The sequence below is a fragment of the Bartonella sp. AP1QHHD genome (assembly GCF_042196265.1).
GTDB lineage: Bacteria > Pseudomonadota > Alphaproteobacteria > Rhizobiales > Rhizobiaceae > Bartonella.
This window is the reverse complement of the sequence record NZ_JBHIPW010000016.1, coordinates 68,978-81,694: the sequence shown is the minus strand read 5'-3', so window position 1 is coordinate 81,694 and position 12,717 is coordinate 68,978. Positions and strand designations below refer to the sequence as shown.

Annotated in this window: 11 protein-coding genes; 4 read left to right on the top strand and 7 right to left on the bottom strand. The window is 39.4% G+C overall.

Going from position 1 to position 12,717, the window contains the following annotated elements; genetic code table 11:
- Positions 1–95 precede the first annotated feature (95 nt).
- Both ACFIME_RS02405 and ACFIME_RS02400 read left to right on the top strand, forming a co-directional pair.
- Positions 96–371: a DUF4164 domain-containing protein gene (locus tag ACFIME_RS02405; RefSeq protein ID WP_005774573.1), complete on the top strand. Its 276-nt coding sequence runs from the start codon at positions 96–98 to the stop codon at positions 369–371.
- 12 nt (positions 372–383) lie between these two features.
- The gene (locus ACFIME_RS02400; protein ID WP_375636496.1) at positions 384–767 is read left to right on the top strand and encodes a cell division protein ZapA; all 384 of its coding nucleotides are present in this window, start codon (positions 384–386) and stop codon (positions 765–767) included.
- A gap of 1,474 nt (positions 768–2,241) precedes the next feature.
- Here the strand turns inward: ACFIME_RS02400 and pyk are convergent.
- Both pyk and ACFIME_RS02390 read right to left on the bottom strand, forming a co-directional pair.
- Positions 2,242–3,678, bottom strand: coding sequence for a pyruvate kinase (gene pyk / locus ACFIME_RS02395; RefSeq protein ID WP_375662194.1), 1,437 nt, complete (start codon positions 3,676–3,678; stop codon positions 2,242–2,244).
- Positions 3,675–4,163, bottom strand: a complete 489-nt coding sequence (locus tag ACFIME_RS02390) for a DUF1036 domain-containing protein (RefSeq protein ID WP_375662193.1) — start codon at positions 4,161–4,163, stop codon at positions 3,675–3,677. Before ACFIME_RS02390 ends, pyk begins: the two co-directional genes overlap by 4 nt.
- A gap of 262 nt (positions 4,164–4,425) precedes the next feature.
- Here ACFIME_RS02390 and ACFIME_RS02385 point away from each other — a divergent pair, with 262 nt between their 5' ends.
- Complete coding sequence (locus tag ACFIME_RS02385) at positions 4,426–4,686, top strand: DUF2312 domain-containing protein (protein ID WP_005774567.1); 261 nt, start codon at positions 4,426–4,428, stop codon at positions 4,684–4,686.
- A gap of 546 nt (positions 4,687–5,232) precedes the next feature.
- Here the strand turns inward: ACFIME_RS02385 and rimJ are convergent.
- The 4 genes from rimJ to ACFIME_RS02365 all read right to left on the bottom strand — a co-directional run bounded on the left by rimJ (position 5,233) and on the right by ACFIME_RS02365 (position 9,344).
- Complete coding sequence (gene rimJ / locus ACFIME_RS02380) at positions 5,233–5,799, bottom strand: ribosomal protein S5-alanine N-acetyltransferase (protein WP_375662192.1); 567 nt, start codon at positions 5,797–5,799, stop codon at positions 5,233–5,235.
- Positions 5,800–6,354: 555 nt separating this feature from the next.
- Positions 6,355–8,217, bottom strand: coding sequence for an ABC-F family ATP-binding cassette domain-containing protein (locus ACFIME_RS02375; protein ID WP_375684432.1), 1,863 nt, complete (start codon positions 8,215–8,217; stop codon positions 6,355–6,357).
- A complete protein-coding gene (locus tag ACFIME_RS02370; RefSeq protein WP_375662191.1) occupies positions 8,217–8,603 on the bottom strand; it encodes a hypothetical protein in 387 nt (128 codons plus the stop codon). The genes ACFIME_RS02375 and ACFIME_RS02370 overlap by 1 nt, the downstream gene beginning before the upstream one ends.
- Before the next feature lie 105 nt (positions 8,604–8,708).
- The gene (locus ACFIME_RS02365; RefSeq protein WP_375617849.1) at positions 8,709–9,344 is read right to left on the bottom strand and encodes a thiamine diphosphokinase; all 636 of its coding nucleotides are present in this window, start codon (positions 9,342–9,344) and stop codon (positions 8,709–8,711) included.
- A gap of 147 nt (positions 9,345–9,491) precedes the next feature.
- Between ACFIME_RS02365 and ACFIME_RS02360 the strand changes: the two genes are divergently transcribed.
- Positions 9,492–11,069 carry a M48 family metalloprotease gene (locus ACFIME_RS02360; RefSeq protein WP_375684423.1) on the top strand — a complete coding sequence of 526 codons (1,578 nt, stop codon included), beginning with the start codon at positions 9,492–9,494 and terminating at the stop codon, positions 11,067–11,069.
- A gap of 298 nt (positions 11,070–11,367) precedes the next feature.
- Here the strand turns inward: ACFIME_RS02360 and ACFIME_RS02355 are convergent, their stop codons facing one another.
- Positions 11,368–12,279 carry an RNA polymerase factor sigma-32 gene (locus tag ACFIME_RS02355; RefSeq protein ID WP_375613183.1) on the bottom strand — a complete coding sequence of 304 codons (912 nt, stop codon included), beginning with the start codon at positions 12,277–12,279 and terminating at the stop codon, positions 11,368–11,370.
- Positions 12,280–12,717: the final 438 nt, after the last annotated feature.

Genomic DNA, 12,717 nt, shown 5'->3' with positions numbered 1-12,717 from the left:
ACTTAAAAATAAAATGCACACAACACAAGAGTGAAAGTGATTCGTTTTTGCATAACACATTGATAAAGGATACAATTACCCAAAGGATAAAGGCAATGAACCAAGAGACTACAGTTCTACAAGATGCTTTAGAGCACCTAGAAAAGGCACTTAGAACTTTAGAGATCACCATAATAAACCGCAATGCCGTTATTGATAAAAATAACGAATGGGAAGAAGAAATCCAACGAATGAATGCTGACCGCAGCCATCTTGCCCAAGCGCTTGACAAAGCTGAAGCCCAAATTGAACGCTTAGAGTCCGTAAACAAAGAAGTTTCCAAACGTCTTATTAAAGCAATGGAAACAATTCGTGTTGTCATTGATAGATAAAGGTTTGAATGTATGGAAACTGTTTCCGTTACCATTGATGGTAAAGTTTATCGCATGGCTTGTGACAAAGGACAAGAACGTCGTCTTATTGCGCTTGCTGCTCAATTGGATCAATATATCACACATTTAAAGAACAATTTTGGTGAAATTGGCGACCATCGTTTATCGGTTATGGCTGGCATAATGATTATCGATGAAATGGAAGAAATAAAACGAGAAAATAAAAAATTACAAGAAGACTACAATACTCTTTTACGACTCCACAACGAAAGAGACCGCACCATGGGGAAAATTATGCGTGACACCACACAACGCATTGAAAATCTCACCAACCAATTGCTCAAAGATGATCAAAACTGCACAAACATTCAAGAACAAGAACAGGAAGATTTCTAAAAAGTACATCAGCGCGTAATAAACCAGAGGTTTGACTTGTCCGCCACATCTCACAGGATAAAAATTCTTAAACCCACACCAATGTGTAAACAGTCTGGTTTTTTATAGGAAGGATTCCAGCTACTCACGACTTATGGGATTAACTTAAACCTCAACGAGAAAGCCCTACCCTGAATATTTCACCTCCGCACAAACACTTCCTATATCAAGGAAGCTGCCTTATATCACCACATTTCAAATGAGATGTCTTTTAACCGCGCAATAAGATAACAAAACCAACATCATTGTAAAAAAATCATATAAATGACAACAGCAACAAACAAATAAAGCACCCTTCGAAAAAAAGAGCTATATTCATGTTCCCTATGAATGCATGCCAAAAAATTCTTTCCCCTAGATAATATCAAGCAGATTCAATATATATTAAAAAATAACCTTATCTATTATACTGTAAAACACCGCTATTTGATACTATAAGCACCATGGAGTCTTTGCACCTGAGATGTCCATCCGATGAAACCCACCGAAAAGAACCGTATCATTTATAAACCAGCGTGAATTAAGTATTTTCATCCTTTAGAGCAAGAAAAAAGTCAAACCCGAAGAGTATGTTAATCTCATACAACCTCAAACATTATAAACAACAATAATAGCTCTTGAAAATATCCTCTACCGCTATTTTTATCCTTATAACAAATAATCCATATTTCTCTCCCCACCCCTCAAAATCTCCAAGCTTAATAAAAGAAAGAGCAAGTCGGTATCATCATTATAGTCAGCCCTCAATATTACGATAGCCCCCTTGGCTCGTAAAACGATTCATAAGAGGCATTTTTGTACAGTTTTTACCCACATGTCCCACCCGCTTATGACGTACAAGCAAAGAGTTATGATTAACAAAACATAAATAAATTTAAGAGAATCTTACGGAATTCGGGGTTCTAATTCAAGTTTAATAACGATAAATTATCATTATAAATCAACATGTTGCAAATGCTCCGACAAAGCATATTTTAAAAACACATTCACCCATCACTTTTTCTCATAACATACCAGTACGATTTTTTAGGCACATAATTTTAACTTTATTCAATTCTGTTTGCAAAAGTTTAAAATGAGACAAATTTCAAGGCTCTCATTCAAAAAGCAAAAGAATGAACTCTCATTATCAATGAACATCTTTCTCGTATAAACATCAATAAAGCATCCCCAATATGCTTCAATGAAATAAAAGGAGGGGCTCCCATTAAATGCCTTCCGTAAAAGCAGCTTCCTCAGAACTAAAACAAAATCAACAGACAACATCACCGCATCTGCTCCCATCCCCAAACTGGACGACCTAATGCAACACCTTGCTATCTTACGATAGGAGATAAAAGAATAATGGGTCTATGGAGGCATTCACAAGAAGCGCACACCCGTTGTTTTTAAAGCCTGTTCAAAGGCGCATAAAAAAACACCATGCGTAAACGGCTCAAATCCCTTTCGTTCCATCTTGAGAGACAGAAGCAATACGCAAGAGATTTGTCGCACCCGGCGTTCCAAGGGGAACACCAGCTGTCACAAGGAAGCGATCTCCCCCTTTGCAAAAACCTTCCTGAAATGCAATGGCTGCTGCACGATCAACCATATCCTCTAAACTCCGTGCATCTTGCGTGACCACACAATGAAGCCCCCAAACTAAAGCCAAACGCCGTGCTGTTTCCACAATGGGCGATAAAGCAATAATGGGTCTATTAGGGCGTTCACGAGAGGCGCGCACCCCCGTTGTTCCTGAAGCCGTATAGGCAACGATAGCGGATAGTGCAAGTGTTTCAGCAATCTGACGCGCAGCAAGAGAAATCGCATCCGTTCCTGTTGATTCTGGTGCTGGATGTTGTGCCCCAACCTGAGCGGCATAAGTATGATCTTGTTCGATTTGCCGCGCGATTCGATCCATCATAAGCACAGCTTCTTCAGGATAGCGACCAGAAGCAGATTCAGCAGACAACATCACCGCATCTGTTCCTGCATAAACTGCTGTAGCAACATCCGACACTTCTGCGCGTGTCGGAACAGGAGATGTAATCATTGATTCAAGCATCTGTGTTGCCACCACAACAGGCTTTCCTGCTAAACGACAAGCTTTTATGAGCTCCATCTGAAGTGCAGGGACTTTTTCCAAAGGCATTTCCACTCCGAGATCACCCCGTGCAATCATAATACCATCGGATACCTCAATAATTTTCTCTATATGCTCCAAGGCTTGAGGCTTTTCGATTTTAGCCATCAAAGACACCTTGCTTTTCGTCAACTGACGCACCGCTATAATATCTTCTGGACGTTGAATAAAAGACAGAGCAACCCAGTCAACAGGCTGCTGTAAAAGAGCCTGAAGATCCTCCTTATCTTTTGACGTCATCGAATCAAAAGGCAAAATTGTATCGGGAAAACTGACACCTTTTCGATCAGAAATACGGGTTCCAGCAACCACGCAACACTGTACAGAATGACCATCACAAACTTGCGCACGCAATTCCAGTTTTCCATCATCAATCAACAACCGATCCCCTGGTTTAACAGCCGAAAATACATCCTCATGAGGAAAAAAAACACGCTGTGAATCACCAAGAACATCGCGATTATCTAACGTAAAGCTTTGCCCAACACGCAAATCTTCTTTACCCTTAGTAAAACGACCCACACGCAGTTTTGGCCCCTGAAGATCCACTAAAATACCAATGGGTCGCCGAACTGTTTTTTCAACTTCTCGTATAGACTTAACCAAATCACCCATCATATCACGATCAGTATGGCTCATATTAAGACGAAAAACGTCTGCTCCTGCCCTAAAAAGCTTCTCAATCATTTCACTAGAAAAAGAAGAAGGACCAAGAGTCGCAATAATTTTCACTTTACGTGCACGTTTCACGGTGGAGAATTTCCTGAAAGAGAAGGGACAACAGAATTGTTTAACAAGGACTCATCCGTCAACTGGATCATCCAACTGGTTTGATTTCCGGTATCGATTTCTTTAAATTCAGCCTTTTGATATCCTCGAGGGAAACAATCATGAACCCCTTGAATGGTAAATTGGCTATCTTGCACACACATGGTTACAGAGCCTGCCCAGTTCCCTTTTTTTTGTGCCCCTTCCGCATAAAAATAATAAAACCGTGAAGCAAGAGGCCCCTCAATTAAGGTTTTACACTCCGTCACGGGTACCGTCCACCAGCCTTCGCTCACCCACCCTGAAAATGTACGATATCCAAGAGCAACCCCTACAGACTGTTGGGTTGTATTACAAACCCTAAAATCAGCTTTTGCAAAAACAACAAGGGGAAACAAGAGCAAAATGCTCAAGAAAAAAACCTTAAATCCTTTCTGAAACACCCAATATCGTTTTTTTAAAATCACAAAACTTCCTCTATAATGCCAAATTCTCAAAACAAATTACACATTTCTTTTTTTAAAGCTTTTCAAATCTAAAACGTATATTTTTATATTTTTCTTTTTATAGCCCTTTTATCAATGCATATATCTTAAAAATTTTACAAAATATTTAAAGTCAATTTGTAAAAAAGCTGTGTAGCTTGATTTACTTTTTGTTTTCAAGCTTTTTTAACATAAATTCGTCGTCGAAAAACAACTTAAAATATATAACTTGGAGAAAAATACAATGAACGATACAGTAACCGATCAAACACACGCTATATCCGTAAACCAATTACGCTCTTTTATCGAACGTATTGAACGACTAGAAGAAGAGAAAAAAACCATTTCTGATGATATTAAAGACGTTTACACTGAACTTAAAGGCTCTGGTTTTGATAGTAAAGCTGTTCGAAGCATTATACGGCTGCGTAAAAAAGAAGAGCATGAAAGAATGGAAGAAGAAGCAATCATTGAACTTTATAAAAATGCGCTTGGTATGAATTAAAACCATTGATAACATTGGAAATTTTCTTAAGAAAAGAAAATACAAAAAACAAATGGCAAAAAACAAATGAATGTATAAAAATTTCACCCAAACAATAAGCCGTTTGTGTAACTTGTAACGAGACTATCGATCACAGAATACACAATATTGCAACAGCCCTCACATTTAAAAGGATTTATACAGAGAATTTTTATTCTTGTTCTTCAATCATTTTTACCCACATAAACCCTCACTTGTATGCCAACCTATGCCAACCCAGTTTGTGATGTGCAAAAGAGGTGTTTTTATGATTAAACATCAATAAATTTGAAATGAGAAAGTCTTCCGATATTGAGGACTCTCTTCAAATTGAACAAAATGAATTATGATGATAAATCAATTCATTATCTACGAAAAGAAACATATGAAAGCGGTCAGCAGTTGAAATCCGCTAAACGAGAGTCTGAACTGTTTACAAAAGAAGAGGTGGTTAAGGATCTTTATCTTTTAGGATAAGGAAAAGTGCAGCATATTTACACATTTGATAAAAAGACCCTTAACAAAACTTTATTCGAATCTATTAACGGACTCATAAAGATCATTGATTCGAGAGGTTAGAATGTGATCTCTCCATTTTCCAGAAATCATCAAATAGTCTTTGGCATAGCCTTCTTTTTCAAAATGAAGGCGTTTTAATAAACGTTCGCTTTTTATGTTCTCAGGTCTATAATTTGCCATCACTCTATGCAGATGATAAACATGAAAGATATGGCGTATTAGAGCCGATAAACTCTCAAACATAAGACCTTTACCTTGTTGTTTTTCATCAAGAGAAAAACCAAGATGACAGGCTTGAAAAACACCCCGAACCACATTTGTAAAATTCACAACACCAGTAATTGTGTTTTCATTTTTTAATCGTACAGCATATCGGTATGCTTGTCCCTTTGCACTTTCACAAGCAAATGCATTGGCTCGTGTTTCCCAAGCTGTTAGGCTGTGGTAACCATCAGATCTAACAGGTTCAAAAGGACGCAGATGATTCGCATTACGGAGGGAATAAGAAGACAGTTCAGCTGCATCTTCTAAACCGATCAATGTAGAAATTGTTCGCTTTGTTTTAATTGCTATCATTTTCTCCTCCTAGAAATGTTACAATAACACGTTGATTTATCCTAACAAATCATCATTTTTAAACTTAAATCATAACGTCGAATACAGTAAGCTTCCCTCATCACAACACTTCTCACGTTAGAATCAATGAAGATCATTTGCTTTTCCGTCATAAGCAAGGTTGGTGTATTTAGGATATAAGGTAAAGATAAGGGAATGTTTCTTATGAATGCTCTCAAGTTCCAAGGGGGCTGTAGCAACATTGGGGACTGGCAAAGTATGCAATGGAACTGGCGTGCTTCCCTATACGCAATTTTGAAAAAACTCACGGCAAAAATAGTTTTGTTTCTTTGCCTTGTAAGCTCAGAGCATACTTGTTTTGCGCTATCATATCACTGCACCCGCATACAAAACCCAATGACCATCGCCTTGAAAAGCTACATGTTACAGTGCGATCTAAAAAGTCTCTGCCATAACTCGTCAACAGCACTGTTCCCGCTAAATCAGCCACAAACTCTTGTAACAAATCCAAGAAAAGCGATGATGCAATACAAATCTTTTAAAATGTCTTAGACATTACCGTGAACACGCTTCCATTTCTTCGCGTAAAATTTCAAGTTCTAACCATTCTCCTTCTTTTTGTGTGCAAGTATTTTTCTTTTTTTCCAACGTTGTTGATAAACGCTCAAAACGCTCTTTATCACTGCGATAAAGGGCTGGATCAGAGAGCTCTTGTTCAATTTTTTTGATTTCATTTTGCAAAACAGCAATTTCTTCAGGCAATCTTTTCAATGCATAAACCTGCTTATAAGACAATTTACCTCGTGTTTTTTTCTCCCGCACTATCAAGCTATGATCTGTTGATGAATCCTGCTTTGAAAGCTCTCCCACATGAGATTTTAAAGGTTCTTTACGCTGCGATAATTCTGTTCTTTTGCGTTGTAAGCGAAGAGCATGCTGGTTTTGCGCCATCATATCACTATAGCCGCCCGCATACAAAACCCAATGACCATCACCTTGAGGTGCCAACATATGCGTTACAGTACGATCTAAAAAGTCTCTGTCATGGCTGACCAACAATACTGTTCCCGCAAAATCAGCAATAAATTCTTGCAACAAATCCAAAGTTTCCATATCCAAATCATTGGTCGGTTCATCAAGAATCAAAAAGTTTGCAGGACGTGAAAGAAGTCGTGCAAGCATGAGGCGTGCTCTTTCTCCCCCTGAAAATTCTTTAAGGGGAGTGCGAGCTTGTTCCGGTAAAAATAAAAAGTCTTTCATATAAGAAACGACATGCCGCTCCAGCCCATTGATCACAAGAGTATCACCTCTTCCTCCCGTTAAATAATGCGCTAAAGTTTCTTCTTCATTTAAAATACGTTGCTGATCAAGCAATGCCATAGAGAGGTTATAGCCATGCCTCACCGTTCCACCATCCACGGCTTCTTGCCCAATTAATACAGAAAGGAGCGTTGTCTTTCCGATACCATTGGGTCCTACCAACCCGATTCGATCACCACGCTGAATGCGCAAAGAGAAATCTTTCACGATAATGCGATCACCATAGGATTTTGAAATTTTCTTTGCTTCAAGCACCAATTGCCCAGACTCATGACTTTTCGCTGCTGTCAAAAGTGCATTTCCAGGCTGCCCTTTATAGGTTTGATGACGCTGTCTTAAGTTGTTTAATTCGCCTAAACGCCGTACGTTACGCTTACGCCGTGCACTTACGCCATAACGTAACCATTGCTCTTCACGAGCAATTTGGCGCCCCAATTTATGCTGCTCAATGGCTTCTTCTTGCAACGCCTTATCACGCCAACTTTCAAATTCTGAAAAACGCTTTTCCAGTCTTTTGGTTGTGCCACGATCAAGCCATACCGTTGACCGCGTAACATTTTCTAAAAATCGCCGATCATGGGAAATCACCACAATCGCTGAACGCAAAGAAGATAAAACAGCTTCCAGCCATTCAATGGTTGGTAAATCAAGATGATTGGTTGGTTCATCTAAGAACAAAATATCGGGTTTTGCAGCAATGGCCTGTAACAATGAAACACGCCGCTTTTCGCCTCCCGAAAGCGTTTCCAATTTTTCCGCCCCCGAAAACCCTAAATTTGTGCGAAGCGTATTGATCCACTGGACATCAGATATATCGTCCAGCCCCGCTTCCATATAAGTGTTAATATCTTCAAATCCTGAACAATCCGGATTTTGTGAAACATAACGGAGCGTCACTCGCGGGTGGCGAAAAATTTCGCCACCATGAGGCTCTAATATTCCTGCGGCAATTTTTAACAGAGTTGATTTTCCACAACCATTACGGCCGACCAGCGCAATACGCGCCCCTTGCTCAACCGATAAACAAGCTTGATTGAGCAAAGGCGTTTTTCCAAAATTTAAGAAAATGCGGTCAAGCCGCAGAAGCGGCACCGCCATTAACGAACGCGGTGCGGACAAGGTGCTTTATACATCCCCCCTCTTGCATCACGGTAAGCACACAATTGCCGTACAGGAACTCTCTGTCCACAAGGTGCTTGGTAAACATGCCCTCTACGACCGCGATACGTGCACAATTGTGATGCCTGTCTTTGTTGTTTTCTTTGATTTGCAGCTGCACCTGTTACTGTTCCAGCCAAAGCACCAAATGCTGCACCGGTAAGTGCTGCTCCAGGCGTACTTCCAGCAATAGCAGTTCCAGCCAAAGCACCGATTGCTGCTCCTCCTACGCCGTAACGTGCAACGCGTTCATCGTTTGTGGTACAAGCAACTGAACTGAAACCAATGGCTGAAACAACTGCCACTTTAAAAATTGATTTTAACATATCAAAACCTTTCCTTCTCAAGATCAATACATAATATATCGTTTATGTCGGCACTTATAATCACTAGTCCTCCCCCTGCCTTATTCAAAATATATTGGAAGAGCTTTATGGAATAGGCACAGACGCTAACAATATAGCTTTTCCAGAACCTAAATGGCAAGAAAAGGTTCCACAAATACGGTTAGAAAGTGTTAAAGAAGAGCCAAATGACACATTTTTGTCACAAACTGGCCATTTTACCCCTTTAAGAGTTAAACCTTTTAAATCAGAAAAACCGATAATACTAAACAAACATCCCTTAGGCAAATCATACGAACAAGGTTTTGACAAAACCGGCCAACCTTCTTCCAAACCGCTTGTCAACAACACTGAAATACCCCTTTCAGCCATCATCAACGCTTGCGTCATATGAGAAAGGCTATGATCACTTCGCTCCCCTCCCAAAGCACCGCACAAAATAAGCTTTTTAGCGCCATTTTGCAACGCTCTTTCACATGCCAGAGCACTATCTGTCATATCTTTATCAGAGGGAAAAACTTCACGCGGAACATGACTATATTGACGTATTAAGTTCTCATCTGATGAATCAAAGTCCCCTAACCACAACTCAGGCGTCACATTAAGCGCTGCCGCATGACGCATACCACCATCAGCAGCAATTACCCGACTGTTTTGAATTTGATTAAGCAAACGATCAGTGATATGAACATCCCCATTTAATAATATCGTAAATGTTGTCATGCCATACTTTGCCTTTCACAAAATTTTCTTTACAGTGCATCTTTTTATAAGTGAGAGTCATTTTTTATAAACAAAAAGCGTGATATAGCCAAACGAATCCTTATCCTTAATGCCTTTCTTAAAGAAACATACGATATAAAGATACAAATGCAATTTGCCAAATTACTCCGCAGAAATAATGTGCACCATGGTCCAACGCACCCCATTTTTCACCGCAATTTTCTTTTTCGCTCTTGCCTGTATAAAGCAACTTTCATAAGTTTAACGTTTCTCCTTTCAGCTTGTCATACACCCTTTTCTCAAAATGATAGGTTTTCTTCCACTTCTTCTAAAACGATCAAACGTACCAACAACCACAATATCTATGTCACATTAAGCGCTCTGCAACACCCACGTATTTTGCAAATGTATGGTGGCGCTTATCATGATGCAAAACTTGAACACCTTTTAGCAAAGACTGTCCGTAAACTGGCAGTTGCATCACATAGTTCTCATCAAAGCTATTCTGTAACAATTTTAAACTCAGAAACTATCAACGCTTTTGCGCTCCCCAACGGCTCGATCTACATCACTCGTGGTATGCTGGCATTAGCCAATGATTCTTCAGAAGTTGCAGCCATTTTAGCCCATGAGATAGCACATATCAGAGCCAATCATGGCATTTTACGCCTGCAAAAAGAAGCCCAATTAAAGATGACAAATCACATGTCTTCACGTCTTCTTTCTTCTATTGGCAAAAAACTTCATAACCCTATGCAAAACAAGCAACAACTCGCGCAATTTTCCCGCAATCAAGAGCTGGAAGCTGATTCCATTGCGCTCGAAATGCTCCAACAATCAGGATATGATCCTTTTGCTTCACCACGCTTTCTTCAAACAATGGAAGCCTATAGTGCTTTTCGTAATATCTCTGGCTCCCAAAATGCCTCTCTAGATTTTCTAGCCTCTCACCCAACTACCCCTCAACGCATTCGGCTTGCGATAAAAAAAGCGGGTAAAATCAGTAAAGGGAATAGTAAAATATCCGATCACGATTCTTTTCTCAAAAGCATTGATGGCATAATTTTTGGAGGAGGCTTTTATACAGGTTTTGTACGAGGCAACCAATTTATTCACCCACAATTGCGCATAGCTTTTTCTGTTCCAAACAATTTTACAATAGAACATTCAGCACATACTGTTTGGGCCAGTGGACCAGATAAAATTGCGATTCGTTTTGACGCTATTCCACATCCTGCTGAAATATCTGCGAGTGATTATTTGAAAAGTGGCTGGATTATCGGTCTAGACCAATCATCTATCCGCCCCATCACAATTCAAGGGCTCCCCAATCAAGAATTTATGCGTCAAGAATCCCAAAGCCAAAATTTACTTGGAGCAAGGGCCCATGCTACCAATGATCAATGGCAATTTGATGTGGTTGTCATTCCATTCAACAACCACATCTTTCGTTTTTTGACGGCCGCTCCACATAATTCTCGAAATTTTGCAGAGGTTGCCCAAAAAACGCTACAAAGCTTTCATTCTCTTTCATCTTCACAGTTAAAAAAATTGCAGCCCTTAAAAATCCGTGTTGTCCGTGTTAAACAAGGAGAAACCGTTGCAAATCTTGCAGATAAAATGCAATACACACCATATAAAGAAAAACTCTTTCGCATCCTCAACGCCCTCTCACCAACGCAAACTTTACCGGCAGGTACAAAAGTGAAAATTATTACAGAATAAGCCTTTCTTCTCATCTGTTACAGTTTTGATTCTTTTCTGTCTGTATCACGCCCTCCCCCTTAAAGCATATTCGAAAATAAAGAGGAACACTTTAAAATCCAACTTCATCATACCTTTATAGGTCTCCGTTTGATATATATTTCCTCCAACTAACAGCCCCCTATCTTCCTCTGTAGTAGCGCTCCCAAGGAGGCATATTTCTAAACAAATCCGGACATCCCCTAAAACTGACTTTATGATATTCTCATATGCCCCCACTTAATATATTCTCTTTCCCCCCCAAAAAGCCTTTCACTGCTTATATATCGTAAGCATCTTCTGAATGAATCGTAAGGAGAGCAGAACGCAATTTTTGCAAAGCCCTAGCTTCAATTTGACGCACGCGCTCTTTCGAGATTCCTAACTTTTCACCCAAAACTTCGAGAGTCGCACCCTCTTCATTTAAGCGACGAAAGCGAATAATTTCCAACTCCCGTTCGTTGAGAATTTGCAACGCATCGTAAAGCCATTGTGTACGCCGTTGACCATCAATGACTTGCTCAATTAAAGCATCAGGAAGAGGACTATCATCCACCAAAACATCCATCTTAGCAATGGGATTATCACTGTTCTCAGAAACAGAAACACTCAAGGAATTATCAGAACTGGAAAAACGAAAATCCATCGTTTCAACATCGCGCACGGAAACACCGAGTTTTTCAGCGATTGTGCGAAAAATATCCTGTTTTGACAAAGCACTATCATCTTGTATCAGTTTTGCACGCAAACGCCGAAGATTAAAGAAAAGTGCTTTTTGCGAAGAACTCGTTCCCCCTCGAACGATTGACCAATTTCGCAAAATATAATCTTGAATAGAAGCGCGTATCCACCACGTTGCATATGTTGAAAAACGCACTTCCCGATCAGGTTCAAAACGTGCAGCTGCTTCCAATAGTCCCACATACCCTTCTTGTACCAAATCCCCCAATGGCATTTTGAAACGTTTAAAGCGATTAGCAATAGCAATCACTAAACGCATATGAGCCGCTGCAATTTGATGCATGGCGTCATCATCACGTTTGTCTTTCCACCGCAGAGCCAAATCATGCTCTTTTTGTCGTTCAAGATAAGGTGCTTGCATAGCAGAACGCATCATATTACGTCCTAAGCTTTTGTCTGCATCGCTATAATTTTTGCTGCTTTTATAAACAGCATTTGAAAGATTACCCATAATAACCCCTTGCGATTAAAATTATCAAAATTGATTTGGCAACGACATCATTGTTCTTCGCTTAAAAAGAACGCAAAAGTTGTTAACTTCTGTGACCACTACTTTAACGTGTAATTTTATAATCGCAATTGTTTTTTTTACTGTCATGGTAAAACTTCTTGTCATAAGACACAATTTCACCTGCAAAATGCCTTTACAATATGCCTTTTAGCCTATGAAATATTTGAAAAAACTTTCTCTTCACTTTTCATGACAAAACAGCAAAAAAATTAAAGTGATCATGCAAAAGAAATGCCGTTTTTTGATAATCGGTTCCGTTTCCTTTTAAATCGAAGAATTTATTTATGCTTTTAGCTTTACAATACAACTAATAAGTGTAATTTGCAAATATAAAGCATCCAAACTGAATGAAAACTGAATGAAAAAAGAATCATTCAA